Consider the following 26973-nt stretch of genomic DNA (forward strand, 5'->3'; position numbering starts at 1 on the left):
CCGGGGCCGGGCCGTGATCGGCGGCCAGTGTACGCAGAACGTGTGGTTCCGGCCGCGCCCGGTCAGCGTCCCTGGAGGCGGGAGGCCGTGGAGCGGGCCGTGCCGAGCCGGTTGTAGAGCTGGTCGCCGGGGCATTCGGTGGCGTAGCCGTCGCGGTGTCCGGAGATGGCCCTGAGCCTTACGGAGCTGCCCTTCTTGAAGAGGTTGCCGCCGCCCGAGACCAGGGTCGCGGTGCCGGCGGGGTTGACGCCGTAGAGGCCGAGCTTCCACGCGGAGAGGGTCGCCACGGCGGTCAGCGCGGCGCTGGACGGATCGCTCCTCCCGAAGGTCCCGAGCACGGCGATGCCCATGCTGTTGGTATTGAAACCGAGAGTATGGGCGCCTCTGACGGGTTTCGCCACACCGCCTGCCCGGCCCTCGTAGACCGTGCCGCACTTGTCGACGAGGAAGTTGTAGCCGATGTCCCGCCAGCCGCTGCTCACCACGTGATAGCGGTAGATACCCCGGATGACGGAGGGGGACTGCCCGCAGCCGTAGCCGTTGCCGGAGGCGGTGTGGTGGACGAAGGCGGCGTGGACCGTCTTGTTGTAGACGAAGCCCTTCTCCCGGATCGACTCGTCGGCGCCCCAGCCGGCCCGGGTGACGATGCGGGGGCGGGGGCCGACGTAGCGGCCGGCGTCGAGGTCGGAGTCGGCGTCGGAGTCGTCGACGTCGGCTGACCCGTCGCCGTTGTCGGCGCCGCTGTCGGGGGCGCCCTGCTGGGGCCTGTCCGTGGGTTCCGCCTCCGGGTCGGCGGCGCCGTGGCCGTCGGAGATCGGGTGGCCCTCGGCCACGTTCGTGCCGTCGACGTGGGTGGCCTCGACGTCCTTGGCCGACTCGGGCCTGCCGACGGCGGGGATCTCGGTGGCGCCCAGCGGGGCCAGCGGGAAGTTGGCGGCCGAGCTGGCGGCCTCCTCGTCGGAAGGGCCCGGCGCGGGGGGCGGGGCGCTCAGGCCCCGGGCGGCGCGGGGGCGGGCGGGCGCGGGGTCGTGGCCGGGGTCGACGAGCTCGACGCGCATCCCGGAGGGCAGGGCGGTGCCCTCGGCGAGCCGACCCCCGGCCGCGGGCTCGGGGTTGACCCGGACCTGGACGGCGTCGGAGGCGCCCACCCACAGCGGGGCGGTGGAGCCGCGCAGGGTGCCGGCGCGGGACTCGGGCGAGTCGAGGTCGGGGCGGTCGTCGTCGTGCGTCTGGACGTCCCGCCACTCGGACCAGCTCCGGCCGCCGAGGGGGCGGGTGCGCACCTGGGCCCGGCCGCGCAGCTCGGTGGTGGCGTCGTCCCAGACGATGCCGACCAGCGAGAACGGCGGGACCTCCCGGGCGGGCAGCCCCTGGGGCCCGCGTACCCGGCCGTGCGCCGGGGCGGCCCGGTGGCCGGGGCCGAGCGGGACGAGCCGCAGCGAGTGCGTGGCGCCCGGCACCCTGGGCGGCGCGGCCGCCCGGGGGAGGGCGGGGTGCGGCGGGATCGCCACGGAGGGCGTGGCGGCGGCGGGGGCGGCGAGGAAGGACAGGGTCAGGGCGGCGGCGCAGAGGCTGGCGGCCGGGGGGACGAGATTTCCACGCATGCCAGAAATCCTGGACATATGCATACTAATCTGTCCATTGATCCGCTGACGGCGAGTCGGCTCCCCGGGCGTCCCGACGGCCCCGGGGACGCCTCCGTCCGACTGACCGTCACCCGGTGCGGCGCGTACGCTGGCGCCGATGAACGCCACCGATCGCACCCCCGCCGACCTGCTGCGTTCCGCGCTCGCCGCGGACCCGGCCCGCCCGCTCGTGACCTTCTACGACGACGCCACCGGCGAGCGCGTGGAACTGTCCGTGGCCACCTTCGCCAATTGGGTGGCGAAGACCGCCAATCTGCTCCAGGGCGAACTCGCCGCCGAGCCCGGCGACCGGCTCGCGCTCCTGCTGCCCGCCCACTGGCAGACGGCCGTCTGGCTGCTCGCCTGCTCCTCGGCCGGTGTGGTCGCCGAGGTGGGCGGCGATCCGGCCGCCGCCGACCTGGTCGTCAGCGGCCCGGACACGCTGGAGGCGGCGCGCGCCTGCTCCGGGGAGCGCGTCGCGCTCGCCCTGCGCCCGCTGGGAGGCCGCTTCCCCGAGGCCCCGGCGGGCTTCGCCGACTACGCCGTCGAGGTGCCGAGCCAGGGCGACCGCTTCGCCCCCTACGCCCCCGTGGACCCCGGCGCCCCGGCGCTCGCCGTGGCGGGGGTGGAGCTGACGGGCGCGCAGGTCGTCGAACGGGCGGCCGCCGACGCCGCCCGGCTCGGCCTCGGCCCCGGCTCGCGCCTGCTGTCCGGGCTGGCGTACGACACCTGGGAGGGCCTCTCGGCGGGCCTGCTCGCGCCGCTCGCGGCGGGCGGCTCCGTCGTGCTGTGCCGCAACGCCGATCAGCTGTCCGCCGACGCGCTGGACCAGCGGCTCACCAGCGAGCGCGTCACCGTGACGGCCCTGTAGACGCTGCCGGAGCGTCGCGTCCGGGCGATGATCGGGGTACGTGCCCACGGGCACCGGCGCCCCGGGCCGCGCCCGGACGCCGGGCCCCGCCGGGCGCGTACGCCACCGACCCGAGCGGCGGAGGGACGCAGCGCAGCCGTGAACCGCCCAGGCATGTCCGGCCCGCCGGACGGCCCCTTCACCGGGGAGCCGTACGGCCGCCCGGTGACGCCCCGCCCGCCGGGCCGCCGGCGGCGCTGGCTGCGGCGGCTGGCGGCGGTGGCCGCGGCGCTGGTGCTCGTCGTCGCGGGGCTGGGCTGGGTGCTCTACGAGCAGCTCAACAGCAACATCACCACCGACGACGAGACCGCCGAGGAGCTGCGCCGCTGGGAGAAGCAGCGCCCCAGCGCGCTGGTGCGCGGCGCCCAGAACATCCTCATCATCGGGTCCGACACCCGCAGCGGCTCCGGCAACGGCAAGTACGGCGAGGACAGCGGCAGCCAGCGCTCGGACACCACGATCCTGCTGCACCTCGCCGCCAACAGGAAGAGCGCGACCGCCGTCAGCCTCCCCCGCGACCTGATGGCGACGATCCCCAGCTGCCGCAAGCGCGACGGCACGTACACCAACGAGCGCTTCGCGCAGTTCAACTGGGCGTACGAGCTCGCGGGCACCGCCTGCACGATCCGCACGGTCGAGAACATCACACAGATCCGGATCGACCATCACATCGTCCTGGACTTCCAAGGTTTCAAGAACCTCGTGGACGCCATGGACGGCGTGGAGCTCTGCCTGGACAAGCCCATGGACGACCGCGAGGCCAAGCTCCACCTGCCCGCCGGGAACCAGACGCTCAACGGCGAGCAGGCCCTCGGCTACGTACGGGCCCGCTACAGCCTGGGCGACGGCAGCGACACCGAACGGATGGGACGCCAGCAGAAGTTCCTCGGCGCCCTGGTGCACGACATGCACAGCGAGGGGGTGCTGCTCAACCCCACCCGGCTCTACCCGGTGCTCGACGCGGCCACCAAGTCGGTGACCACGGACTCCGGGCTGGACTCGCTCAAGAAGCTCTACGACCTGGTGCGCACCGTACGGGACATCCCGACCGAACGGGTGCAGTTCCTGACGGTCCCCCGGCGGCCGTACGCGTTCAACAACGCGCGCGACGAACTCGTCCAGCCCGACGCGGACCAGTTGTTCCGTCAGTTGCGGCTGGACCAACCGGTGTCGGTGAACGCGCAGGTGCGCCCGGCCGACGACAAACCGCGGGACGACCGGCACGGCCGGGGCAGGTCCGGGCGGGATCCGGGGCCGGAGGGGAGCGACGGCTACGGGACGGAGAGCGGCGAGGCGCCGCCCGTGCCCCCCGCCACCGCCGCGCCGCCCGCCGCACCGCCGGCGCCGCCTTCGCAGGCGCCCGTCGCGCCACGGACCGCGCCCGTCCCGTCCTCGGCGCCGGCCGCGCCCCCGGCGGCCCCGGCATCCCAGGCACCCCCCGCGACCACGGCGCCCTCGCCGCCCTCCACCGTCCCGCCGACCTATCAGGGCACCACGGCGGCACGCGGGATGTGCGGCTGAGCGCCACTCAGCGCCACAAACGCGATAAAACCGTCAAACGACCCGACCGGTTTTTCGTCTCCGTGTTCTCTCGGCAGCACTCTCCACAGCCCTCTCCGCGAAGGGATTGGGCAGATTGCCCAGTTGTAGGGGAGTGCAATTTGTCACGGGCGTCGCTTGACGCTGAACTGGGCGGATAGTGTGAGCGACCCGGTGCGCACCGCCGGGTTGACCGCGCACTGCACAGACGACGCTCCGAGCGCCTCAGGGGGGTAGGCGCCGCGTGGCACCGACGGAGGATTCAAGCGACCGTGGACGCGCAAGGCCGTGGGCGGGCGGGCGGTATCGACCCCGCCGACCAATGGGTGTTCGACCCCGAGACGGGCAGCTACGAGCTGCGTCTCGATCAAGCCGGGGAGCCCGCGACGGCTCCCCGTGAAGCTTCCGCCGCGGCCTCCGGCCCCGCCCCCCGCACCTCGCCCAGACAGGCCCCCGCCCGGCCGAAGCCCGGCGGCGGCCGTACCGTGCCGGGCCAGCGCGGCACGGCGGCCGGCGGCCGCCGGGGCGCCGGGGCCAAGGCGACGGCCGCCGGGCGGCGGCGCCCCAAGCCGAAGAAGAAGGCCGCCCGGAAGAAGAAGGTCCTGATGTGGACCGGCGGCACGATCGGCCTGGTGCTGGTGGTCTGCACGGTCGGCGGCTATCTGATCTACCAGCACCTCAACGACAACATCGACAAGATCGACGTCGGCATCAACAACAGCGTGTTCGACAAGGGCCCGCTGAACATCCTGGTCATCGGCACGGACAAACGCTCCGGCAAGGGCAACACCGGCTACGGCGACGACGGCAGCGTCGGCCACGCCGACACCACCGTGCTCTTCCACGTCTCCGAGGACCGGACGAACGCCACCGCGCTGTCCATCCCGCGCGACATGATCACGGACATCCCGGACTGCCCCACCAAGCAGAAGAACGGCTCCACGAAGACCATCCCCGGCTCCAAGGGCGTGCGCTTCAACGAGAGCCTGGGCCAGGAGGACCGCGACCCGGGCTGCACCTGGCGGACCGTCGAGCAGCTGACGGGCCTGAAGGTCAGCCACTTCATGATGGCCGACTTCAACGCCGTCAAGGAGCTCTCCTCGGCGGTCGGCGGCGTCGAGGTGTGCGTGGCCAAGGACATCAACGACCGCGACTCGCACCTCAAGATGACCAAGGGCAGGCACACCGTCGAGGGCGAGCAGGCCCTGGCCTTCGTCCGGACCCGGCACTCGGTGGGCTTCGGCGGCGACCTCAGCCGGATCGAGCTCCAGCAGCAGTTCCTGAGCTCGATGCTCCGGAAGATGAAGTCCGGCGACACCCTGACCAACCCCAAGAAGCTCTACGACCTCAGCGACGCCGCGACCAACTCGCTCACCGTCGACACCGGCATAGGCTCCATCAGCAAGCTGACGAGCCTGGCCAAGGAGCTCAGGAAGGTCAATCTGAAGAACGTGACCTTCGCGACCGTCCCCGTCCTCGACAACCCCGCCGACGGCAAGACCCACAAGACGGTCATCCTGGACAAGCCCAAGGCCGAGCCGCTGTTCGCCATGGTCCGCCAGGACGTCTCCCTCACCGAGGAGAAGGAGAAGGAGAAGAAGGCGCAGGAGCAGGCCGACGCCAAGCAGGCGGCGCTGCTCCAGGGCCCGAAGGCGGAGCCCGCGAAGGTCCGGGTGAAGATCCTCAACGGCAGTGGGCGGGTCGGCGCCGCCCAGGAGACCGTCGCCTGGATGCAGAACAGCAAGGGCGTGGCGCACTCCAGCAACGGCGGCAACGCCGCGGGGGGCAAGAAGGACAAGACCCTGCTGGAGTTCGCCCCCAACCAGGCCGACCAGGCGCGCCGCCTCGCCGAGGACATGGGCCTCCCCGTCGACGCCCTGAAGCAGGCGACGGCCGACGCGCCCCCCACCGCCGAGATGACGCTCACCCTCGGCGCGGACTTCAAGGGCGCGGGCGTCCCGGTGTCCGCGCCGAAGAAGGCGCCGGAGGGGATTCAGAAAGTCGAAGCCGACGATGAGAACATCTGCGCCAAGTGAACCCTGACTATGGGCTTTCGCATCTCATAACGCAGTAATACTCATTAGGTACGACACGCCTGCCCATCGGGCCGGACACCATCCAGGGGAGGGCCCGATGCGGCAGAGCAGCGGCGTGCGGGGAGAGAAGTCCCGCGACGCCCGGGAGAGCGCGCCGGAGCAGAAGGGCGTCCCGGAGCAGAGCACGCCGAAGACCGCCGGCGCCAAGGGCTCCGGGGGCGCCGCGAAGGGCACCGGGACGGACGCCGGTACGGAAGCGGGCGACGCGAAAGGCGGCGCCCGCCGGCGCCGCATCGGCCGAATAGCCCGCTGGACCGCGCTCGGCGTCGCGGTCACCGTCCTCGGCGTCTCCGGGGCGGGGTACTTCTACTACCAGCACCTCAACGACAACATCCGCAAGAACAAGCTCAACCTCGGCGACAAGCAGCTCGACCGCAGCGCCGCCAACGCGGCCGGCCAGCGCCCGCTGAACATCCTCCTGCTGGGCTCCGACAGCCGGGGCAGCAAGGAGAACCAGGAGCTCGGCGGCGCCCGTGACGACGCCGACCGCCCGCCGCTCGCCGACGTCCAGATGCTCGTCCACGTCTCGGCGGACCGCAGCAACATGTCGGTGATCAGCGTCCCCCGCGACACCCGGGTGACGATCCCCAAGTGCACCGACCCCGACAGCGGCAAGGTCTACAAGTCGACCGACCGCCAGATCATCAACACCAGCCTGGGCAACGGCGGCCCGGGCTGCACGGTCGCCACCTGGGAGGAGCTCACGGGCATCCCCGTCGACCACTTCATGATGATCGACTTCTCCGGTGTGGTGAACATGGCCGACGCCGTCGGCGGCGTCCCCGTGTGCGTGGACGCCAACGTGCGCGACGACAAGTCCGGCCTGCGGCTGACCAAGGGCACCCACACCATCAAGGGCAAGCAGGCCCTCCAGTGGCTGCGCACCCGGCACGGCTTCGAGGACGGCAGCGACATCGGCCGCACCCACGCGCAGCACATGTACATGAACGCGATGGTCCGGCAGCTGAAGTCCGGCACCAAGCTCAGCGACCCGGGCCAGCTGACCGACCTGGCCGAGGCCGCCACCAAGGCCCTCACCGTCGACAAGGACCTCGGCTCCGTCAAGGAGCTCTACGACCTCGCCGACGACATCAAGCGGGTGCCGTCCGGCCGGATCACCATGACCACGATGCCGTGGACCACCGATCCGCAGAACCCGGACGCCCACGTGATACCCAAGCCGGGCGACGCCGACAAGCTCTTCGCGCTCGTGCGCAACGACATCGCCCTGGACGGCAAGGACAAGAAGAAGGACGACAAGAGCCCGGCGCCCACCGCGCCGCCCGCCCGCAAGAACGACATCGCGATCACCGTGTTCAACGGCACCGGCACGGCGGTGGAGCCGCCGGCCACCGGGCGGGGCTCGGACATCGCCGCGTTCCTCGTCAAGCAGGGCTTCGCCAAGGCGACCGCCGACTCCACGCCCCGGGCGCAGGCGGACACCACGATCACCTATCCGAGGGCCGGGCAGCGCGCCGACGCCCTCGCCGTGGCCAAGGCGCTCGGGCTGCCGGACACGGCGGTGCGGCACTCCCCCGAGGTCCGGCAGATCACGCTGGTCGTGGGCGGGGACTGGCGGACGGGCACGGCGTACCCGGCGGAAGCGGCGGCGGGGGCGGTCGGGGGCGACCCCGGCACGCCGGACCCGTCGGGCTCGCCCTCGGCCACCCCGTCGGGAAAGCCGACGGGCGAGAACAAGGCCCCCGAGAGCTCGGACCCGCTCAACGGCGCGGACGCCTCGGCGTGCATGAAGGTGAACACGGCGAACCGGTTCTGAGCGCGGGGCGGGGTCCGGGGGCCAAGCCCCCGGCCCGTCAGGCGGTGCGGCGGCTGGCGATGACCTTCTTCGCCAGGGAGCGCGGGCTGGTGAGGAAGCCGTAGCCCCACGACATGTGCATCGTCGCCAGCGCCACCGGGATCCTCAGCCGCGCGCCGACCGGCAGGCCCTTGCCCGCCGGGACGGAGCCGGCCGTGATCGCCGCGAGGTAGCCGGCCGGGACGACCAGGCCCCAGGGGCTGACGGTCGCGCCCACGACGACGCCCGCCGCGATGGCGCACACGGCGGCCGGGGCCGCCAGATAGCGCAGGTTGATCGAGCCCTGGTGGTAGCGGGCCACGACGTGGCGCCAGCGGCCGTAGTTCTTGTACTGCTTGGCCAGCGCCCGCACGTTCGGGCGGGGGCGGTAGGAGACCTTGAGCTCCGGGGAGAACCAGATCAGCCCGCCCGCCTCACGGATCCGGAAGTTCAGCTCCCAGTCCTGGGCGCGGATGAACTCCTCGTTGTAGCCGCCCTGCCGCTCCAGCACCTCACGGCGGAAGACGCCCAGGTAGACGGTCTCGGCGGGGCCGGCCTGGCCACCGGTGTGGAAGGCCGCGTTGCCCACGCCGATCCGCGAGGTCATGGCGGCGGCCACGGCCCTCTCCCAGTCGTTCTCGCCCTCGGCGTGCATGATGCCGCCGACGTTCTGTGCGCCGGTCTCGTCCAGGAGCCGCACGGCGGTGGCGATGTAGTCCGGCGAGAGCATGCCGTGCCCGTCGACGCGTACCACGATCGGGTGACGTGATGCCTTGATCGCGGCGTTGAGCGCGGCGGGGGTGCGTCCCGTGGGATTCGGCACCGTGTGGACCCGGGAGTCCTCCGCGACGAGCTCCGCGGCGATCTCGTCCGTACGGTCCGTGGACGGGCCGAGGGCGATGACCACCTCCAGCTCACCGGCATACTCCTGCTCCAGGATGTGCCGCACGGAGGTGCGCAGATGCCGCTCTTCATTGAGCACCGGCATGATCACGGAAACGGCTGGCAGCTGCTGATCGGGCATGGTTCCTCGGGGGTACGGGGGTCGGGATCACCACCCGGCGGACGACGGAAACGTCGGCCACGTTACCGCCAATGGGGGACCGGGTTCCGCCCCGCCCGGGTGGCGGAGTGGGCGCGGACGGCGTGGGGCCGCAGACAGATCATCGTATGGGCCTACGTTGTGTCCGCATGGCGAGGGAAGCGTCACACCCGTCCCTGCCCGTCCCCGGCTCGCCGCCCGATCCCCGCGGAGGTCCCGCAGTGACCGCACCGGCCCGCTCCCCCGCACCCCGCCCGGCCAACGCCCGCCACCGCACCCCACCGCGCCCCCCGCGCTGGGGGATGCGGCTGGCCACGGTCGCCGCGGTGGCGGTGCTGGGCACGAGCGGCATCGGGCACGCGGTGGTCTCCGGGCTCTCCGGCGGGATCGGCCGCGTCGACGCCTTCGAGGGCCTGTCCAACCGGCCCGACGGCGGCCGGGGCATGAACGTCCTGCTCGTCGGCACCGACGGCCGCGACCGGATCACCGAGGACGAGCGCAGGCGCTACCGTCTGGGCGGCACCGCCTGTCACTGCACCGACACGATCCTGCTGGTGCACCTCTCCGCCGACCGCGAGCGCGCCACCGTGGTGGGCCTGCCGCGCGACACCTACACCGAGATCCCCGAGCGGGCGGACGAGTTCGGCCGGGTGCGCCCGGCCCATCCGCAGAAGCTGAACGCCGCCTACGCCGAGGGCGGCCCCGGGCTGACCGTGCGCTCCGTGGAGCGGCTGACCGGGCTGCACGTCGATCACTACATGGAGGTCGACTTCACCAGCTTCATGCGGACCGTCGACGCGGTGGGCGGGGTGCGGGTGTGCACGGTACGGCCGCTCAAGGACGCCTACTCCGGGCTCGACCTGCCCGCCGGCACCAGCAACCTCGACGGCGGCCAGGCCCTCCAGTACGTGCGCTCCCGCCATCTGGACGGAGCCGCCGACCTGGGCCGGATGCAGCGGCAGCAGCGGTTCCTCGCCTCACTGATGCACAAGGCGGCCGACGGCGGGGTGCTGCTGAACCCGGTGAAGTTCCAGGAGGTCGCCTCGTCCGTGGTCGGCTCGGTCCGCGCGGACCGGGGCTTCGGCACCGACGAGCTCGTGGACCTCGGCAGGGCGATGCGGAACCTGACCCCCGCCTCCACCGAGTTCATGTCCGTGCCGATCGCCGTGGCGGACTACCCCGTGCCGAACGTCGGCTCGACCGTGCGCTGGGACGACGCGGCCGCCGGCAAGCTCTTCCAGTCCCTGCGCGAGGACCGGCCCGTGGGCGCCGCCCCCGGCTCCCCGCACCACACCCAGGACGCCAAGCCGCCCGCAGAGGGCAATCAGCCCCCCGCCGCGGCCGTCGACGTCGCCCCCGAGCGGATCCGCGTCCAGGTCCTCAACGGCAGCGGCCGCCCGGGGCTGGCCCGGGGCGCCGACCAGGCGCTGCGGGCCACCGGCTTCCTCACCACCGGCCTGCCGGCCGACGCGCCACCGCCCGCGATCAAGCACACGACGATCACCTACGACCCGCGCTGGGACCGCTCGGCCCGCTCGCTCGCCACCGCCCTGCCCGGCGCCGAGCTCCGGCCGGCGCCCGGCCAGGGGCCGCTGATGAAGGTGGTCCTCGGCGAGGACTTCACCGACGTCCGGCCCGTCCGGGCCAAGGAGCCCGACCGGCCGGACCGGATCCCGGTGGTCACCGGCGACCAGGCGGTCTGCCCGGAGCAGACCTGAACCCGGCCTCTGCTTCAGTCCTCGATGCCCTCGGCGGCCCGGTTCTGCCGCAGCTCCATGATCGCGCGGCGCCGGGCGAGCCGGTGCGTCCGCCGGATCTGCGCCTCCTGGTAGCGCCGCCGGTCCCGCTCGGTCTCGGGGACCACCGGCGGCACCTGCCGCGGCTTGCCGTCGGCGTCGACGGCCGCGAAGACGAGATAGGCGCTGCCGACCTGGACGGCCGGCGTGGACTCGTTCCACCGCTCGGCCAGCACCCGCACGCCGACCTCCATGGAGGACCGGCCGGTCCAGTTCACCTGCGCTTTCACATGAACCAGATCGCCGACGCGGACCGGCTCCAGGAAGGCCATCTCGTCCATGGAGGCGGTGACCGCGGGCCCGCCGGAGTGCCGCCCGGCGACCGCGCCGGCCACGTCGTCCACCAGCTTCATGATCACACCGCCGTGGACGGTGCCCAGCAGATTGGTGTCGTTGCCGGTCATGATGTGGGAGAGCGTCGTGCGGGAAGCCGATGTCGGCTTGCCGGGTATCTCCGGATCCGTGCCGCGGTCCTGATTGGTCATGTCCCCCAGTATGCGGGGACCGCCGGACACCCGGCCGGGCGCCCGGGTGTCCGGAGAAGTGTGCATCAGCTCTGCAACAGGAACGCTCCGGTTTCCCACGCGCCCTGTGGACCGGCCCGCCGGGCGGGCACACTCGGTTGCATGAATGACTGGCCCGATCGGCGGAACGACGCGCCCGAGGAGCGGTACGGGCGCGGCAGCACTGGTACCGAGCCCGAGGGCGCCCGCGCGATGCCGCACGTCCGGCGTCCCGCGCCGCCCCGGCAGGTCCCGCCCCAGCAGTACCGCCCGCCGCAGGACTACGACGCCCCGGGCCCCTCCGACGGCCGCGGCCCTTCCGACGGCTACAACACCGGACAGGTCTACGGGCACGGCAGCGGCGGCGGCCGCGGCGGCGCCGGCCGGGGGAACCCCGGCGGCGCGGGCGGACGGGGCGCGCGGGCCGGCGCCCCGGACTGGCGCAAGCGGATCAAGATCGGGGCGATCGCGCTGGTCGCCACGGCCCTGGTCGTCTCCGTGAGCACGTATTTCTGGGCCGACAGCAAGATGCGCCGCGAGGTGGATCTCAACAAGGTCGCCGACCGCCCGGCGGCGGGATCGGGCACGAACTACCTGATCGTCGGCTCCGACAGCCGTGAGGGCCTGTCCGAGGCGGACAAGAAGGACCTCCACACCGGGTCGGCGGACGGCAAGCGCACCGACTCGATGATGATCCTCCACACGGGCGACAACGGCACCACGATGCTGAGCCTGCCGCGCGACTCCTACGTCACGATCCCCGCCTTCACCGGCGCGACGTCCGGCAAGCAGTACGCCCAGTCGACCCACAAGCTCAACCGGGCGTACTCCGACGGCGGCGCCGAGCTGCTGGTCCGGACGATCGAGTACAACACCGGGCTGCGCATCGACCACTACGCGGAGATCGGCTTCGGCGGCTTCCGCAATCTCGTGGACGCGCTGGGCGGCGTGGACATGTGCCTGGACAAGCCGATCAAGGACCGGGACTCGGGCGCGGACTTCAAGGCGGGCTGCCAGACGCTGAACGGCGCGCAGTCGCTGGCCTTCGTCCGCCAGCGGCACCAGGAGGCCGACCAGGACCTGGGCCGGATGCGCAACCAGCAGAAGTTCCTCAACACGCTCGCGAAGCAGGCCGCCTCGCCCTCGACGGTCCTCAACCCCTTCCGGCTCTACCCCGTGATCGGCTCCGGCCTGGACACCCTCGTCGTCGACAAGGACATGGGGCTGTGGGACCTGGCGTCGATGTTCTGGGCGATGAAGGGCGTCACGGGCGGCGACGGGCAGCAGCTGACCGTCCCCATCGGCAACCCGAACCTGCCCACGCGCAGCGACGGCGAGGCCGTGGCGTGGGACAAGGTCAAGGCCAAGCAGCTCTTCGACCAGCTGAAGAAGGACGAGAAGGTCACGGCCGTCGCCCCGAAGTGACGACGACGGCGGCTGTCAGGCGTCGTCGGGCGACGGCCCGGTCGCGTTGATGACGGCGAAGACCGCGCCCTGCGGGTCCTGGAGGACGGCCATCCGGCCGGCCACCATGTCGAACGGCGGCGCGAGCACATTGCCGCCGGCCTTGGTCAGCGCGTCGACCGTGCTGTCGGTGTCGTCGACGGAGAAGTACGTCAGCCAGTGGGAGGGCGATCCGGGCGGGGAGTTCTCCAGGCCCTGCATCCCGCCGATCACCCGGCCCTTCGCCTTGAGGGAGAAGTAGCCGGGCGGCTCCTCGAAGGGCTCGGCCGCGAGGCCCAGGGCATCGGCGTAGAAGGCACCGGCCGCGTCGGTGTCGGCGGTGTTGAGCTCGTTCCACACCACCGCGCCCGGCTCGTTGACGACCCCGGAGCCGTGGAAGTCCTTGGCCTGCCAGATCCCGAAGACCGCGCCCGTGGCGTCGGCGACGACGGCCATCCGCCCGAGCGTCAGCACGTCCATCGGACCCATCAGCGGGGTGCCACCGGCGTCCTTGATCTTTCCCATGGTGGCATCGGCGTCCGTGACGGCCAGGTACGTCGTCCACGCGGGCGGCGGCTTGGAGCCGCCCTCCTGCGCCATCGACGTCATGATCCCCACCACCGGCTTGCCGCGCAGCGTGCAGACCGCGTACCCGCCCGTCTCCGGCGGCCCGGGCTCCCCCTGCCAGCCGAAGAGGTCGCGGTAGAAGTCGAGGGCCTCCCGCTGGTCGGGGACCACGAGATCGGCCCAGCAGGGCGTCCCGGGCACGTACGGCTTGGTTACCTCGGGCATGACGCGCGCCTCCCTGGCAGTACGGACACCCCCGCGACCACCTTCACCCGGCGCACGACGCTCCGCCACCGGAACAACGACGAACGGCCCCGGCGGACCGTCGCCGGGGGCCGTTCGCGCGCTGCCGACGCGCGGCGCGTTACGGGAGGTTGCGGGCCATGACGATCCGCTGCACCTGGTTGGTGCCCTCGTAGATCTGCGTGATCTTGGCGTCGCGCATCATGCGCTCGACCGGGTAGTCACGGGTGTAGCCGTAGCCGCCGAGGAGCTGGACGGCGTCCGTGGTGATCTCCATGGCGGCGTCGGAGGCGTAGCACTTGGCGGCGGCGCCGAAGAAGGTGAGGTCGACGTCGACGCGCTCGGACTTGGCGGCGGCCGCGTAGGTCAGCTGACGGGCGGCCTCCAGCTTCATGGCCATGTCGGCCAGCATGAACTGGACGCCCTGGAAGTCGGCGATCGGCTTGCCGAACTGCTTGCGCTCGCGGACGTAGCCCTTGGCGTAGTCGAGGGCGCCCTGGGCGATGCCCAGCGCCTGGGCGGCGATGGTGACGCGGGTGTGGTCGAGGGTCTTCATCGCCGTGGCGAAGCCGGTGCCCTCGGCGCCGATCATGCGGTCGGCGGGGATGCGGACGTTGTCCAGGTAGACCTCGCGGGTCGGGGAGCCCTTGATGCCGAGCTTCTTCTCCGGGGCGCCGAAGGAGACGCCCTCGTCGCCCTTCTCCACGACGAAGGCGCTGATGCCCTTCGAGCGCTTCTCGGGGTCGGTGACGGCCATGACCGTGTAGTACTCGGAGACGCCGGCGTTGGTGATCCAGCGCTTGACGCCGTTGAGCACCCAGTAATCGCCGTCGCGCACGGCGCGGGTCTTCATGCCGGCCGCGTCCGAGCCGGCGTCGGGCTCGCTCAGGCAGTACGAGAACATCGCCTCGCCCTTGGCGAGCGGGCTCAGGTACCGCTTCTTCAGGTCCTCCGAGCCGGAGAGGGCCACCGGGAGGGAACCCAGCTTGTTGACCGCGGGGATGAGCGAGGACGACGCGCAGACGCGGGCGACCTCCTCGATCACGATCACGGTGGCGAGGGCGTCCGCGCCCGCGCCGCCGAACTCCTCCGGCACGTGCACGGCGTGGAGGTCGGCGGCGACGAGGGCGTCGAGCGCCTCCTGCGGGAAGCGGCCCTCCTCGTCCACCTCGGCGGCGAACGGCGCGATCTTCGCCTCGGCGAGCGAGCGCACGACCTTGCGGAGCTCCTCGTGCTCCTCGGCCGGCCGGTACAGGTCGAAGTCCTTGTTTCCCGCCAAGGCGTACTCCCCAGAGAGTTAGCTACTGATTAGTAACCCCGATTCTAGGGGCGCACTTCGGGCCGATACCACGTGAGCTTGCCGACAACCCGCGATCTCCCGCGATCGCCCCGGGATCCTTCCCGGGCAGCCCCCGACTATGCTCGGGCAACGCAATCCGGCCGTCGGGCCCGCACGCGGGCCGGGCGTTCAGCACCGCACAGCAATGGAGCACCGCATGGCCCTCAGGATCACCGTGATCGGCACCGGCTACCTCGGCGCCACCCACGCCGCGGCCATGGCCGAGCTGGGCTTCGAGGTGCTGGGGCTCGACGTGGTCCCCGAGAAGATCGAGACGCTCGCGCGCGGCGAGGTCCCGATGTACGAGCCGGGGCTGGAGGAGCTGCTGCGCAAGCACGTCGCCGGCATCGAGGGCTCGACCGGACGGCTGCGCTTCACGACCTCCTGGGAGGAGGTCGGCGAGTTCGGCGACGTCCACTTCGTCTGCGTGAACACCCCGCAGAAGCACGGCGAGTACGCCTGCGACATGTCCTACGTCGACAGCGCCTTCGCCTCGCTCGCCCCGCACCTGCGCCGCCCGGCGCTGGTCGTCGGCAAGTCGACCGTGCCGGTCGGCAGCGCGGCCCGGCTCGCGAAGGTGCTCACGGAGCTGGCCCCGGCGGGCAAGGACGTGGAGCTCGCCTGGAACCCGGAGTTCCTGCGCGAGGGCTTCGCCGTCCAGGACACCCTCCACCCCGACCGCATCGTCGTCGGCGTCGCGGGCGAGCGCGGCGAGAAGCTGCTCCGCGAGGTCTACGCGACGCCGGTCGGCGAGGGCTCGCCCTTCGTGGTCGCCGACTACCCGACCGCCGAGCTGGTCAAGACCGCCGCCAACTCCTTCCTCGCCACGAAGATCTCCTTCATCAACGCCATGGCCGAGGTCTGCGAGGCCGCCGACGGCGACGTGGTGAAGCTCGCGGAGGCCATCGGGCACGACGACCGCATCGGCAAGAAGTTCCTGCGCGCGGGCGTCGGTTTCGGCGGCGGCTGTCTGCCGAAGGACATCCGCGCCTTCATGGCCCGCGCGGGCGAGCTGGGCGCCGACGAGGCCCTGACCTTCCTCCGCGAGGTCGACTCCATCAACATGCGCCGCCGCACCCACATGGTCGAGCTCGCGCGGGAGGCCGTGGGCGGCGGCTTCCTGGGCCGCCGCGTCGCGGTGCTGGGCGCCACGTTCAAGCCGGACTCGGACGACGTCCGGGACTCCCCCGCGCTCAACGTCGCCGGCCAGATCCACCTGCAGGGCGGCCAGGTGACGGTCCACGATCCCAAGGGCATCGCGAACGCCCGCCGCCTCTTCCCGACGCTCGCCTACGCGGACACCGCCCTGGAGGCCTGCCGGGGAGCCCACGTGGTGCTCCACCTCACGGAGTGGGGCGAGTACCGGCAGCTCGACCCGGCGGTGGTCGGCGCGGTGGTCGCGGACCGGCACGTGATCGACGGCCGCAACGCGCTGGACGCTGCCGCTTGGCGTGCGGCGGGCTGGACGTTCCGGGCGCTGGGGCGGCCGAAGGCGTGACGAACGCCGGACGGGCTGACTTTGTCAGCCCGTCCGGCGTTTGAGGACGGCTAACCGTCCAACTGGTCGATCGTCGCGATCGACGGCCCCCGCTTCGCGGAGAGGTCGCGCGCGACCGCCTCCGCGTCCCGCAGGGCCCGCGTCGCGTTCTGCCACGTCAGCTTCGCCAGATCCGTCTCCGACCAGCCGCGGCGCAGGAGTTCCGCGATCAGGTTCGGGTAGCCGGAGACGTCGGCCAGGTCGGCCGGGGTGAAGGCCGTGCCGTCGAAGTCGCCGCCGATGCCGATGTGGTCGACGCCCGCGACCTCGCGCATGTGGTCGAGGTGGTCGGCGACCGTCGCGGCCGTGGCCACCGGGCGCGGGCGCTCCGCCTCGAAGGCGCGGTGGACGGCCATGGCCTCGGCGGTGGTGTCGAGGTGGTGGAAGCCGTGGGCGCGCATGTTCTCGTCGGCCGCCTGCGTCCAGGCCACGGCCTCCGGCAGGATGAACTTGGGGACGAACGTGGCCATGGCCACGCCCCCGTTCGCGGCGAGCGCGCCGAGCACGTCGTCCGGCACGTTCCGCGGGTGGTCGCACACCGCGCGCGCCGACGAGTGCGAGAAGATCACCGGCGCCTCGCTGACCCGCAGCGCGTCCCGCATCGTGCCGGGCGCGACGTGCGAGAGGTCGACGAGCATGCCGAGGCGGTTCATCTCGCGGACGACCTCCTCGCCGAAGCGCGTCAGCCCGCCCGCCGCCGGCTCGTCGGTCGCCGAGTCCGCCCACGGGATGTTGTCGTTGTGGGTGAGCGTCATATAGCGGACGCCCAGACGGTGGAGGGCGCGCAGCGTGGCCAGCGAGCAGTTGATGCTGTGCCCGCCCTCGGCGCCCATCAGCGAGGCGATGCGCCCCTCGGCGCGAGCCGCCTCCATGTCGTCGGCGGTCAGGGCGAGCCGCAGCTCGCCGGGGTAGCGGTCGACGAGCTGCCGTACGACGTCGATCTGCTCCAGCGTGGCGCTGACCGCCTCGTCGCCGGCCATGTCGGTGCGCACGTACACCGACCAGAACTGCGCGCCGACGCCGCCCGCGCGCATCCGGGGCAGGTCGGTGTGGAGCCCGGCGGCGCTCTGGTCGGTGGCGATGTCGCGCCGGTCGAGGTCGTAGCGGACCTGCTGGCGCAGGGCCCAGGGAAGGTCGTTGTGCCCGTCGACGACGGGGTGCGCGGCGAGCAGCTCGCGGGCGCGGATCAGTTCGTCCACGTGGTCACTTCCCGAATCCGAAGCCGGAGGCGCCTTCCACCTTGGCACGCAGGCGCTTGCCCTTCTCGGTGGCCTCGTCGTTGAGCGAGTCCTGGAAGCGGCGCATCCGCTCCAGCAGCTTCTCGTCGTGGGCGGCGAGCATCCGGACGGCCAGCAGGCCGGCGTTGCGGGCGCCCGCGACGGAGACGGTGGCGACGGGGACGCCGGCGGGCATCTGGACGATGGACAGGAGCGAGTCCATGCCGTCGAGGTACTTCAGCGGCACGGGCACGCCGATCACCGGCAGCGGGGTGACCGAGGCGAGCATCCCGGGCAGGTGGGCCGCGCCGCCCGCGCCCGCGATGATCGCCTTGAGGCCGCGGCCGGCGGCCAGCTCCCCGTACTCGACCATCTCGCGCGGCATCCGGTGCGCGGAGACGACGTCGACCTCGTAGGGGATCTCGAACTCGTCCAGGGCCTTGGCGGCGGCTTCCATGACGGGCCAGTCGGAGTCCGAGCCCATGACGATGCCGATGAGGGGGGAGCCGGGAGAACTCATTCCGTGATCGTTCCTCGCAGGTATCCGGCGGCGTGCGCGGCGCGCTCGCGCACGTCCGCCAGGTCGTCGCCGTAGGTGTTGACGTGTCCGACCTTGCGGCCGGGCTTCACGTCCTTGCCGTACATATGGATCTTCAGTGCCGGGTCGCGCGCCATGCAGTGCAGGTACGCGTAATACATGTCCGGATAGTCGCCGCCGAGAACATTGGCCATCACGGTCCACTTGGCGCGTGGGCGGGGGTCGCCCAGCGGCAGGTCGAGCACGGCCCGGACGTGGTTGGCGAACTGCGAGGTGATCGCGCCGTCCTGGGTCCAGTGGCCGGAGTTGTGGGGGCGCATGGCGAGCTCGTTGACGAGCACGCGGCCGTCGCGGGTCTCGAAGAGCTCCACGGCGAGGTGGCCGACGACGCCCAGCTCCTTGGCGATGCGCAGGGCGAGCTCCTGGGCGTGCGCGGAGAGCTCGTCGGAGAGGCCGGGCGCGGGGGCGATCACGGTGTCGCAGACGCCGTCGACCTGGATCGACTCCACGACGGGGTACGAGACGGCCTGGCCGTGCGGGGAGCGGACCACGTTGGCGGCGAGCTCGCGGACGAAGTCGACCTTCTCCTCGGCGAGCACGGGCACGCCGGCCCGGAAGGGCTCCTCCGCCCCCTTGGCGTCGCGGACGACCCACACGCCCTTGCCGTCGTAGCCGCCGCGCACGGTCTTGAGGACGACGGGGAAGCCGTCGCCCTCGGCGGCGAAGCGCTCGACGTCGGCGGGATCCGCCACGATGCGGTGCCGTGGGCAGGGCACTCCGATCGCGTCGAGCTTCGCGCGCATCACGCCCTTGTCCTGGGCGTGCACCAACGCGTCGGGCCCCGGGCGGACGGGGATGCCGTCCGCTTCCAGGGCCCGGAGGTGCTCGGTGGGCACGTGCTCGTGATCGAAGGTGATCACATCGCAGCCTTGTGCGAACGCACGAAGGGTGTCCAGGTCGCGGTAGTCGCCGATGACGACATCGCTCACCACCTGGGCCGCCGAGTCCTGGGGAGTATCGCTGAGCAGCTTGAACCTGATGCCGAGGGGGATGCCCGCCTCGTGGGTCATACGGGCGAGCTGACCGCCACCGACCATGCCGACTACCGGGAACGTCACTCCCCCAGAGTATCCGTACGTACGAACCACCCTGACCTCCCCTGGAGGATCATCCAAGTCGGGAGCCTTTCCTTCCGGCGGCGACGAGGTGTCACCAAAGCGGCAATTCCGGGCGTTCGCCGTTCGTTCATCGGCTCTCCGGACGGGCGCCGCGGCGGGCTCGTTAGCATGAAGGACATGACTCAACGGCGCACAGTGCGTTCCCGGCTGGAGCGGCTGGCCCGCGAAATCGCGAAATTCGGTGCCGTGGGCGCCATCGGGTTCGTGGTCAACTTCATCGTCTTCAACATCTGCGTCCACGGCCTGGGTCTGGCCGTGGTGCGCTCGGGCGTCATCGCCACGGCCGTGGCCATCGCCGCGAACTACGTCGGCAACCGCTACTGGACCTACCGCGACACGGACAAGAACCGGCGCAGCCGTGAGCTCACCCTGTTCCTGCTCTTCAGCGGCGTGGGCCTGGTGATCGAGAACGGGATACTCGCCCTCTCCCACTACGGCATGGGCTGGACGAGCCCGCTCGCCGACAACATCGCCAAGAACGTCGTCGGCCTCGGCATCGGCACGGTCTTCCGCTTCTGGTCGTACCGCACGTGGGTGTTCCGCGCGATGCCCGCCCGCGACGCCGTCCAGGCCGCCGAATCGTTCCTGACCGAGGCGGGGGTGCCCGCGCAGGAGCGGGTCAGGGCGGGGAAGTAGAACACGGCCGGGAAGTGACCCGCCGCTAGTCCGCTTGATCCGCTTCGCGGCTCAAGAAGAGCGCGAACACCGGCGGCTGCTGCTGGAGGAGCTCCAGCCGGCCGCCGTCCGCCTCCGCGAGATCGCGGGCGACGGCCAGGCCCAGGCCCGTGGAGTTGCGGCCGCTCACCGTCCGTTCGAACACCCGGGAGCCCAGGTCGACCGGGACGCCCGGCCCCTCGTCGGAGACCTCCACCACCGCCTGGTTGCCGGTGACCCGGGTGCGCAGGGCGACGGTCCCGTCCCCGTGCATCAGGGAGTTCTCGATCAGCGTCGCCAGCACCTGGGAGACCGCGCCCGGCGTGCCCACCGCGCGCAGCCCCTGCTTGCCCGAGCGGACCACGGCCCGGCCCGTGGCACGGGCGGCCGGGCGCCACTCCTCGATCTGCTGCTTGATGACCTCGTCGAGGTCGAAGGTGACCGCGGACCCGGTCTGCGGGTCGCGGGAGTTCGTCAGCAGCCGCTGGACGACGTCGGTGAGCCGCTCCACCTGGGTGAGGGCGATCATCGCCTCCTCCTTGACCGTCTCCGGGTCGTCGGTGAGCGTGATCTCCTCCAGCCGCATCGACAGCGCGGTCAGCGGGGTGCGGAGCTGGTGCGAGGCGTCGGCGGCCAGCCGCCGTTCCGCCGTGAGCATCCGCGCGATCCGCTCGGCGCTCGCGTCGAGGACGTCGGCGACCCGGTCGAGCTCGGGGACGCCGTAGCGGCGGTGCCGGGGGCGGGGGTCGCCGGAGCCCAGCCGCTCGGCGGTCTCGGCGAGGTCGGTGAGCGGGGCGGTGAGCCGGTTGGCCTGACGGACGGCCAGGAACACGGCGGCGATCACGGCGAGGAGGGCCACCGCGAGGATCACCAGCAGGGTGCGGCCGATCTCCCGGCTGACGGTGGCGCGGGACTCCTCGACCCGTACCGTCTCGCCCTGCTCGCCCTTCTGCGTCGCGGTGATGACGCCGCCCTCGGGCCGGGTGCCGATCTCGATCGTCGGCCGCCCGGGGATGTCGACCCGCGCGTACCGGTCGGGGGTGATCTGATCGCTCAGCACCCCCGACTCCACGCGCTCGTGCCCGGCGAGCCGGCTGTCGACGATGCTCACCAGCCGGACGACCTCGGACTGCACGCTCTCCTGCGCGCTGTTCTCGATCGTCCGGGTCTCGACGATGACCAGCGAGATCCCGAAGACCGCGATCACGACGAGCACGACGGCGAGCGTGGAGTTGATCAGTCGGCGGCGCACGGTTCCCGGGTCAGCTCTTCTCGAAGCGGAAACCCACGCCGCGCACGGTGGCGATGTAGCGCGGGTTGGCGGCGTCGTCGCCGAGCTTCTTGCGCAGCCAGGAGATGTGCATGTCCAGGGTCTTGGTGGACGACCACCAGGTGGTGTCCCAGACCTCGCGCATCAGCTGGTCGCGGGTGACGACCCGGCCGGCGTCCCGCACCAGGACCCGCAGCAGGTCGAACTCCTTCGCGGTGAGCTGGAGTTCCTCGTCGCCCATCCAGGCGCGGTGCGACTCGACGTCGATCCGCACGCCGTGGGTGGCCGGCGGCTGCTGGTGGGCCTCGACGGTGCCGCGGCGCAGCAGCGCCCGGACGCGCGCGAGGAGCTCGGCGAGCCGGAAGGGCTTGGTGACGTAGTCGTCGGCGCCGGCGTCCAGGCCGACCACGGTGTCCACCTCGTCGGCGCGGGCGGTGAGCACCAGCACGGGGAATCCGTGCCCTTCGTTGCGCAGTCTGCGGCAGACCTCGAGGCCGTCCATGCCGGGCAGCCCGAGGTCGAGGACGAGGAGGTCCACCCCTCCTTGCAGGCCGGCGTCCAGGGCGGTGGGACCGTCTTCGCGCACCTCCACCTCGTACCCTTCGCGGCGCAGGGCGCGCGCGAGCGGCTCCGAGATGGAGGCGTCATCCTCGGCGAGCAGTACTCGGGTCATGAGGGTGATGGTAGTCCGCGCGGGCGCACGTCAGAGGCGGTCCGAGTGCTACCTACGGCAACACTTCACCGAAAGTGCTACCACCTTCGAATGGAAGCGATCGGTTCCGGAATCGGCTGTGATCCATGTCTCAACACCTTCCGTACCTGGGCGGGGTGTGACGTAAGGTGACCCGACATCTGTAGCACCACGTGGGACTTTCGGGACATCCGACGAGCCGAAGGTCTCTGTTGTGCGCAGGGCTGGTGCCCCAGCCTTGTTCCACAGTGTTTGACCTGTCGGCCGGGTCCGCCGCGCGAAGGTGCGCGGAGGGCGTGGATCCCGGCATACGGCCTTCCTGCGGCTCCTCCCACCGAGGAGCCGCACCCCAGGGGAGTGGGGCGGACGGCGTCAGTAGCCGGTGCCGGCCAACCCCCACCCGGGCGCGCACCTCCGGACCACCGCGCGTCCCGAGCACCCTAGGAATGACCATGGCGTCCAGCCTGACGAAGGACGCGGCCGAGCGGGAGAAGACCTCTCCGGCCTCCGGCGGCATGACCTTCTTCGGCCACCCCTTCGGCCTGGCCCCGCTCTTCTTGACCGAGATGTGGGAGCGATTCTCCTACTACGGCATGCGGGCCCTGCTCGTCGTCTACCTGATCTCCGGCGGCCCCGATGCCAAGCCCGGCAGCCAGGGCGGCGGTCTGGCGATGCCCGAGGCCAGCTCGGTGGCGATCTACTCCATCTACGTGGCCATGGTGTACCTGCTCGCCATGCCCGGTGGCTGGTTCGGCGACCGCGTCTGGGGCCCCCGCAAGACGGTCACCATCGCGGCCAGCACCATCATGGCGGGCCACCTGCTCCTGGCCGTGCCCGGCAAGCCGACCTTCTTCGCCGGCCTCGCGCTGGTGGCGATCGGCTCCGGCCTGCTGAAGTCCAACATCTCCACGATGGTGGGCCACCTCTACGACGGCCCCACGGACCCGCGCCGGGACGGCGGCTTCACGCTGTTCTACATCGGCATCAACCTCGGCGCCTTCTTCGCGCCGCTGGTGATCGGCACCATCGGCCAGGAAGTCAACTGGCACCTGGGCTTCGGCATCGCCGCCGCCGGTATGGCGCTCGGCCTGCTGATCTTCCTGTGGGGCACCCGTCACCTCGACCCGAAGAGCAGCGTCGTCCCGACGCCGCTGTCGGCCGAGGAGCGCAAGGCGACCCTCACCAAGGCCCTGATCTGGCTGGGCGTCGCGGCCGTCTTCTACGGCATCGTGGGTGGCGCCGGTCTCTTCACCCTCAACTGGGCCCTGATCCCGATCACCCTGCTGGGCCTGATCATCCCGATCACCGTCCTGCTGCGCATCAAGCGCGACAAGGACCTGTCGGACACCGAGCAGACCAAGGTCAGCGGCTACATCTGGTTCTTCGTCGCCGCCGCCGCCTTCTGGATGATCTTCGACCAGGCCGGTTCGACGATGTCGACCTTCGCCGAGAAGAAGACCGCCGACAACGTCTTCGGCATCGGCTTCCCGTCGACCTGGTTCCAGTCGGTCAACCCGCTGTGGGTCATGGCGCTGGCTCCGGTCTTCGCCTGGCTGTGGGTGTTCCTGGCCCGCCGCAACAGCGAGCCCAGCACCACGGTGAAGTTCGCCATGGCGATGGTGCTCATCGGCGCCTCGTTCTTCGTCTTCGCCGTCCCGATGGGCATGGCGGGCGACGGCTCCAAGGTCAGCCCGGCCTGGCTGCTGATGATCTACATGATCCAGACCATGGGTGAGCTGTGCCTCTCCCCGGTCGGTCTGTCGCTCACCACGAAGATGGCGCCGAAGAAGTACGCGAGCCAGATGCTGGGCGTGTGGTTCCTCGCCGTCACCGCCGGTGACTGCACCACGGGTCTGCTCTCCATCGCGGGTGTGGACATGAACGGCACCGGCACGATCGTGTTCCAGGCCGCGCTCTGCACCCTGGCGGGTGTCGCGGTGTGGATGTACCGCAAGCGGATCATCGCCCTGATGGGTGACGTCCACTGATGTCGGTTCGCTGACGCACACGGGGAGCCCCCGGCACGGGAACGTGCCGGGGGCTTTCGCGTACCCGGTTCCCGGTCAGCCGGTCAGCCGGGGGGCGGGCTCCTGGTGCCCCTGGGGTCGGTGCCGGGGGTGAACCACGGGAGCGGGGCCGCATCGCCGGGGGCGGGCGTGGGGGTCTTCGCGGGCGTACGGGGCGCCCTCGGCCGGACGCGGTCCACGACCGCCATGCCCGCGCGGAAGACCGCCAGCGGGACGACCACGCCCAGCAGGATCCAGAACAGCGTCACCCCCCAGGGCCGGCTCACGTCCCACGGCTGCTCGACGAGCACCTTGCCGCCGTACTCGAGCGAGACGAGGTAGTCCCCGTACGCGCCCGCCGCCAGCTCCACGTCCAGCGTCACCCGCTCCTTCCGCCCGGGGGCCACCGTGCCGTGCCAGGGGCGGTCCTCCCAGACCGGGGCGAGCACCCCGCGCGAGGTGCCCAGCCGGAAGGTGGGGTTCCGGGCGGGGGTCGAGCCGAGGTTGGCGACGGTGACGACGAGCCGGCGGGTGGGCGGGGCCCCGAACCACGTCAGCAGCCCGTCGGCGCCCTCCAGCCGAGCGTCGAGCACCCCGAGCCGCTCCCCGCCGCTCCGCTCCGGCAGGGGCGCGACGGGGTGCCCGGTGACGACCAGCGGGACGTCCGCCGTGGCGGAGTCGCCGGTGACGGTCGCCACATGGACGACACAGGGGCAGGGCTTGGGCGGCGCGGGGACGGGCACGTCCTTGCGGAAGGCGCCGTCGGCGCCGGTGGTGACGGCGCGGCCCTCGGCGTTGGCGCAGTCGTTGGTGCCGCCGGCCATGTTCTGCCCGCAGACGAGCAGGGTGAGCAGCGCGCCGGCCGGCCAGCCCCGGCCGGTCACGGTGACCTGGCCGCCCGGAGGGGCCTCGGAGCGGTCCACGGCGGCCTGGGGGGTGCCGTCGGCGAGGGCGGCGAGGGCCGGGGCCGGGGCCGGGGGCGCGGGAAAGGCTGCGAGGAGCGCGAGCAGGGCGAGGAGCGCTGCGGCGCGCTTCCAGGCGCTCCGGGGTCCTCTCTGCGGGCGGCTCATGAACCCTCCGGGTGGGCGGTCTGTGAGCCTTCCGGGGCGGCGGCGCGTGAGCGGGCCGTCCGGCGCCGTCGTACGCCCCGTACGACCCCCGTCGCCGCCACGAGCCCCGCCGCTCCGGCGAAGGCCGGGCGGAGCCAGGGCAGGGGCGTGTACGAGCCGTACCCGGCGGCCCCGGTGCCGTCCGGCGTGGTGGCGGTGACCCGTACCCTCACCCGGTCCAGGCGCGGGGCCTCCGGCCACCGTTCCGCCAGCCGTACGCTCTCGCCGGGAGCCAGGGTGGTGGGGGCTCCCGCTGCCTCGCGGCGCAGGACCTGCCCGAAGAGGCCCTCCGCGCGGATGGCCAGCCGGGGGGCGAGGATGGTGTTGCCCCGGTTGACGAGGGCGTAGTGGATCACCGCGTCCCGGCCCGTGCCGCTGACCCGGACGTGCTCCACCGAGAGCGCGGCGAGGGCCGTCCCCGCGACCCGTACGGCCATGGGCACCGGGACCTGTCGGCCGTCCCCCGAGACGGTCACCGCGGCGGAGCGGTCGCCCGGTGCCGTGCCGGCCGGGACGGTCACGGTGAGGGGGACGTCCGCGCGGGTGCGGGGCGGCACGGTCACGCGCCGGGCGGCGAGGGAGATCCAGGGGGTGCTGCCGCTCAGCTCGACCGTCAGGCGCCGGTCGCCGCGGTTGACGACCGTCAGCTTGTCCTCCAGGACCGAGCCGGGGGCGCCTTCGAGGTAGAAGGACGACCGGTCCTCCGCCGTCGGCACCTTCCCGCCGCCGGGGGCGGGCGCCGCCGTCCAGGACGGCGGGCTGCCTGCCGGGCCCCGGGGGGCCGGGTCCGGAGCCGGGGCGGTGGGCGTGGGCACGGCGAGCACCGAGGCGGCGCAGAGCAGCGCGGCGGCCCGGGCGCGGGAGGTCTTCGGGACGGTCGGTGGCGACGGCCTCCGGGGCATCGACGGCATCAGTGGCATCGGCGGCATCGGCGGCTCCCTGGGCGTGGGGGTGAGGGCGTTCAGCCGGCGCTGCGGCGCCTCCGGGTGAGCCAGAGGGTGCCCGCGACGCCGGTGAGGAGCACGGTGCCGCCGAGGGTGGCGAGGGCGATGGCGGAATCGGAGGGCCCGGTCTGCGGGAGCCGTCCGCCGCCGGTGGTGCCCGTACTGCCGGTGGTACCACCGGTCGTACCGCCGCTCGTGCCGCCGGTGGTCGAGCCGCCGGTCGTCGAGCCGGTGGACCCGCCGGTGTCACCGGCCGTGGAGCCGCTGCTCGACCCACCGGTCGACCCGGCCGTCGAACCGCCGGTGGACCCACTCGTGGACCCTCCCGTCGAACCGCTCGTCGTGGAGCCGCCGGTCGAACCGCCCGTCGTCGACCCGCCCGTCGTGGTCCCTCCCGTCCCGCCCGGGGACTTGACCTCAAGGGTGAGCGAGGGCTTGGGGTTGTTGGTGGGGGTGCAGGTGGTCGTGGTGCCCAGGGCGGAGATGGTGAGGGTGGAGGCCGTGAAGGTGACCTGGCCGCCCTTCTTCGGCGTGTACGTCCCCGACAAGTCGCTGATCTTGATGGGGGTGTTGGGGGGTATCGGCTGGTCGTTGGCGGGCCCGGAGACCTCGACCGAGCCGCTGTCCGCGCCGCCCACCTTGATCACGGCACTTGGCTTCATCGCGCCCTTGCCGAGCTCGATGGGGCTGGAGGAGACGCCCTTCTGGAAGGTCATGGTGAGCTTGTAGGCGTCGCCGCTCGGCGTGGCCTTGATGTCGATGGGCGAGACCGCGCTCCGGTCCCCGATCGGGGTCTTGCACTGGTAGTCGACGTCGACGACCTCGGCCCGCGCGTCCGGCGCGACCAGCAGGAACGCGCCGCCGGCCAGGGCCGCCGAGACGGCGAGCGCGCCGGCGCGGCGCAGGGGGTGGCGTGGTGTGCGGTACACCT

General features: G+C 72.3%; 23 protein-coding genes. 10 read left to right on the plus strand and 13 right to left on the minus strand.

The genetic code is table 11. The features are described 5' to 3' along the window. Positions 1 to 62: 62 nt before the first annotated feature. Positions 63 to 1604, minus strand: a complete 1542-nt coding sequence (locus tag IE096_RS21805) for a peptidoglycan recognition protein family protein (RefSeq protein WP_229820489.1) — start codon at positions 1602 to 1604, stop codon at positions 63 to 65. A gap of 139 nt (positions 1605 to 1743) precedes the next feature. Between IE096_RS21805 and IE096_RS21810 the strand changes: the two genes are divergently transcribed. The 4 genes from IE096_RS21810 to IE096_RS21825 all read left to right on the plus strand — a co-directional run bounded on the left by IE096_RS21810 (position 1744) and on the right by IE096_RS21825 (position 7947). Then, the gene (locus IE096_RS21810) at positions 1744 to 2496 is read left to right on the plus strand and encodes a TIGR03089 family protein (protein ID WP_189454318.1); all 753 of its coding nucleotides are present in this window, start codon (positions 1744 to 1746) and stop codon (positions 2494 to 2496) included. Between the two features lie 138 nt (positions 2497 to 2634). Then, positions 2635 to 4056, plus strand: coding sequence for an LCP family protein (locus IE096_RS21815; protein WP_308430369.1), 1422 nt, complete (start codon positions 2635 to 2637; stop codon positions 4054 to 4056). A 290-nt stretch (positions 4057 to 4346) separates the two neighbouring features. Next, positions 4347 to 6110 (plus strand): LCP family protein, encoded by a 1764-nt coding sequence (locus IE096_RS21820; RefSeq protein WP_189454320.1) that lies wholly within the window; start codon positions 4347 to 4349, stop codon positions 6108 to 6110. A gap of 97 nt (positions 6111 to 6207) precedes the next feature. Continuing rightward, a complete protein-coding gene (locus tag IE096_RS21825) occupies positions 6208 to 7947 on the plus strand; it encodes an LCP family protein (protein WP_189454322.1) in 1740 nt (579 codons plus the stop codon). Between the two features lie 37 nt (positions 7948 to 7984). Here IE096_RS21825 and IE096_RS21830 read toward each other — a convergent pair whose 3' ends face one another. After that, the gene (locus IE096_RS21830; RefSeq protein ID WP_189454325.1) at positions 7985 to 8989 is read right to left on the minus strand and encodes a glycosyltransferase family 2 protein; all 1005 of its coding nucleotides are present in this window, start codon (positions 8987 to 8989) and stop codon (positions 7985 to 7987) included. Between the two features lie 239 nt (positions 8990 to 9228). Here IE096_RS21830 and IE096_RS21835 point away from each other — a divergent pair, with 239 nt between their 5' ends. Beyond that, positions 9229 to 10725 (plus strand): LCP family protein, encoded by a 1497-nt coding sequence (locus tag IE096_RS21835; protein ID WP_229820491.1) that lies wholly within the window; start codon positions 9229 to 9231, stop codon positions 10723 to 10725. A gap of 14 nt (positions 10726 to 10739) precedes the next feature. On the opposite strand, the gene IE096_RS21840 is transcribed toward IE096_RS21835, so the two are convergent. Beyond that, positions 10740 to 11288, minus strand: a complete 549-nt coding sequence (locus tag IE096_RS21840; protein ID WP_189454327.1) for an acyl-CoA thioesterase — start codon at positions 11286 to 11288, stop codon at positions 10740 to 10742. A 141-nt stretch (positions 11289 to 11429) separates the two neighbouring features. Here IE096_RS21840 and IE096_RS21845 point away from each other — a divergent pair, with 141 nt between their 5' ends. Beyond that, positions 11430 to 12731 carry an LCP family protein gene (locus IE096_RS21845; protein ID WP_189454329.1) on the plus strand — a complete coding sequence of 434 codons (1302 nt, stop codon included), beginning with the start codon at positions 11430 to 11432 and terminating at the stop codon, positions 12729 to 12731. A 15-nt stretch (positions 12732 to 12746) separates the two neighbouring features. On the opposite strand, the gene IE096_RS21850 is transcribed toward IE096_RS21845, so the two are convergent. Next, positions 12747 to 13541 (minus strand): VOC family protein, encoded by a 795-nt coding sequence (locus IE096_RS21850; protein ID WP_189454331.1) that lies wholly within the window; start codon positions 13539 to 13541, stop codon positions 12747 to 12749. A 139-nt stretch (positions 13542 to 13680) separates the two neighbouring features. Continuing rightward, a complete protein-coding gene (locus IE096_RS21855; RefSeq protein ID WP_189454333.1) occupies positions 13681 to 14838 on the minus strand; it encodes an acyl-CoA dehydrogenase family protein in 1158 nt (385 codons plus the stop codon). A gap of 217 nt (positions 14839 to 15055) precedes the next feature. Here IE096_RS21855 and IE096_RS21860 point away from each other — a divergent pair, with 217 nt between their 5' ends. After that, entirely contained in the window at positions 15056 to 16396 is a 1341-nt protein-coding gene (locus IE096_RS21860; protein WP_189454336.1) for a UDP-glucose dehydrogenase family protein, read from the plus strand. Positions 16397 to 16446: 50 nt separating this feature from the next. Here the strand turns inward: IE096_RS21860 and IE096_RS21865 are convergent, their stop codons facing one another. The 3 genes from IE096_RS21865 to IE096_RS21875 are packed head-to-tail and all read right to left on the minus strand — an operon-like array spanning position 16447 to position 19287. Then, a complete protein-coding gene (locus tag IE096_RS21865; protein WP_189454338.1) occupies positions 16447 to 17634 on the minus strand; it encodes a dipeptidase in 1188 nt (395 codons plus the stop codon). 4 nt (positions 17635 to 17638) lie between these two features. After that, entirely contained in the window at positions 17639 to 18172 is a 534-nt protein-coding gene (gene purE, locus IE096_RS21870; protein ID WP_189454340.1) for a 5-(carboxyamino)imidazole ribonucleotide mutase, read from the minus strand. Further along, positions 18169 to 19287: a 5-(carboxyamino)imidazole ribonucleotide synthase gene (locus IE096_RS21875; protein WP_229820534.1), complete on the minus strand. Its 1119-nt coding sequence runs from the start codon at positions 19285 to 19287 to the stop codon at positions 18169 to 18171. The genes purE and IE096_RS21875 overlap by 4 nt, the downstream gene beginning before the upstream one ends. Positions 19288 to 19485: 198 nt before the next feature. Here IE096_RS21875 and IE096_RS21880 point away from each other — a divergent pair, with 198 nt between their 5' ends. Then, positions 19486 to 20004 (plus strand): GtrA family protein, encoded by a 519-nt coding sequence (locus IE096_RS21880; protein ID WP_126914454.1) that lies wholly within the window; start codon positions 19486 to 19488, stop codon positions 20002 to 20004. A gap of 25 nt (positions 20005 to 20029) precedes the next feature. Here the strand turns inward: IE096_RS21880 and IE096_RS21885 are convergent, their stop codons facing one another. Both IE096_RS21885 and IE096_RS21890 read right to left on the minus strand, forming a co-directional pair. Continuing rightward, the gene (locus IE096_RS21885) at positions 20030 to 21274 is read right to left on the minus strand and encodes a sensor histidine kinase (protein WP_126914455.1); all 1245 of its coding nucleotides are present in this window, start codon (positions 21272 to 21274) and stop codon (positions 20030 to 20032) included. Between the two features lie 10 nt (positions 21275 to 21284). Further along, positions 21285 to 21965 (minus strand): response regulator transcription factor, encoded by a 681-nt coding sequence (locus IE096_RS21890; RefSeq protein ID WP_126914456.1) that lies wholly within the window; start codon positions 21963 to 21965, stop codon positions 21285 to 21287. Between the two features lie 470 nt (positions 21966 to 22435). Between IE096_RS21890 and IE096_RS21895 the strand changes: the two genes are divergently transcribed. Further along, entirely contained in the window at positions 22436 to 23971 is a 1536-nt protein-coding gene (locus IE096_RS21895; RefSeq protein WP_189454344.1) for a peptide MFS transporter, read from the plus strand. Positions 23972 to 24054: 83 nt separating this feature from the next. On the opposite strand, the gene IE096_RS21900 is transcribed toward IE096_RS21895, so the two are convergent. Then, positions 24055 to 25059 (minus strand): hypothetical protein, encoded by a 1005-nt coding sequence (locus tag IE096_RS21900; protein ID WP_189454346.1) that lies wholly within the window; start codon positions 25057 to 25059, stop codon positions 24055 to 24057. Continuing rightward, entirely contained in the window at positions 25056 to 25913 is an 858-nt protein-coding gene (locus tag IE096_RS21905) for a COG1470 family protein (RefSeq protein WP_189454348.1), read from the minus strand. The genes IE096_RS21900 and IE096_RS21905 overlap by 4 nt, the downstream gene beginning before the upstream one ends. On the opposite strand from IE096_RS21905, the gene IE096_RS21910 reads away from it, so the two are divergent. Then, positions 25906 to 26088, plus strand: coding sequence for a hypothetical protein (locus IE096_RS21910; RefSeq protein ID WP_189454350.1), 183 nt, complete (start codon positions 25906 to 25908; stop codon positions 26086 to 26088). The two genes, IE096_RS21905 and IE096_RS21910, sit on opposite strands and share 8 nt — an antisense overlap. Here IE096_RS21910 and IE096_RS21915 read toward each other — a convergent pair. Further along, positions 26060 to 26971: a peptidase gene (locus tag IE096_RS21915; RefSeq protein ID WP_189454351.1), complete on the minus strand. Its 912-nt coding sequence runs from the start codon at positions 26969 to 26971 to the stop codon at positions 26060 to 26062. The genes IE096_RS21910 and IE096_RS21915 overlap by 29 nt on opposite strands. Positions 26972 to 26973: the final 2 nt, after the last annotated feature.

The organism is Streptomyces abikoensis (genome assembly GCF_014648775.1).
GTDB lineage: Bacteria > Actinomycetota > Actinomycetes > Streptomycetales > Streptomycetaceae > Streptomyces > Streptomyces abikoensis.

Excerpts from the sequence above, each read along its gene's own strand:
- IE096_RS21840 (WP_189454327.1), bottom strand. The coding sequence starts at position 11,288 with ATGACCAATCAGGACCGCGGCACGGATCCGGAGATACCCGGCAAGCCG.
- IE096_RS21850 (WP_189454331.1), bottom strand. The coding sequence starts at position 13,541 with ATGCCCGAGGTAACCAAGCCGTACGTGCCCGGGACGCCCTGCTGGGCC.
- IE096_RS21830 (WP_189454325.1), bottom strand. The coding sequence starts at position 8,989 with ATGCCCGATCAGCAGCTGCCAGCCGTTTCCGTGATCATGCCGGTGCTC.
- IE096_RS21875 (WP_229820534.1), bottom strand. The coding sequence starts at position 19,287 with ATGGTCGGTGGCGGTCAGCTCGCCCGTATGACCCACGAGGCGGGCATC.
- IE096_RS21805 (WP_229820489.1), bottom strand. The coding sequence starts at position 1,604 with ATGCGTGGAAATCTCGTCCCCCCGGCCGCCAGCCTCTGCGCCGCCGCC.
- IE096_RS21825 (WP_189454322.1), top strand. The coding sequence starts at position 6,208 with ATGCGGCAGAGCAGCGGCGTGCGGGGAGAGAAGTCCCGCGACGCCCGG.
- IE096_RS21900 (WP_189454346.1), bottom strand. The coding sequence starts at position 25,059 with ATGAGCCGCCCGCAGAGAGGACCCCGGAGCGCCTGGAAGCGCGCCGCA.
- purE (WP_189454340.1), bottom strand. The coding sequence starts at position 18,172 with ATGAGTTCTCCCGGCTCCCCCCTCATCGGCATCGTCATGGGCTCGGAC.
- IE096_RS21880 (WP_126914454.1), top strand. The coding sequence starts at position 19,486 with ATGACTCAACGGCGCACAGTGCGTTCCCGGCTGGAGCGGCTGGCCCGC.
- IE096_RS21810 (WP_189454318.1), top strand. The coding sequence starts at position 1,744 with ATGAACGCCACCGATCGCACCCCCGCCGACCTGCTGCGTTCCGCGCTC.
- IE096_RS21895 (WP_189454344.1), top strand. The coding sequence starts at position 22,436 with ATGGCGTCCAGCCTGACGAAGGACGCGGCCGAGCGGGAGAAGACCTCT.
- IE096_RS21890 (WP_126914456.1), bottom strand. The coding sequence starts at position 21,965 with ATGACCCGAGTACTGCTCGCCGAGGATGACGCCTCCATCTCGGAGCCG.
- IE096_RS21845 (WP_189454329.1), top strand. The coding sequence starts at position 11,430 with ATGAATGACTGGCCCGATCGGCGGAACGACGCGCCCGAGGAGCGGTAC.
- IE096_RS21860 (WP_189454336.1), top strand. The coding sequence starts at position 15,056 with ATGGCCCTCAGGATCACCGTGATCGGCACCGGCTACCTCGGCGCCACC.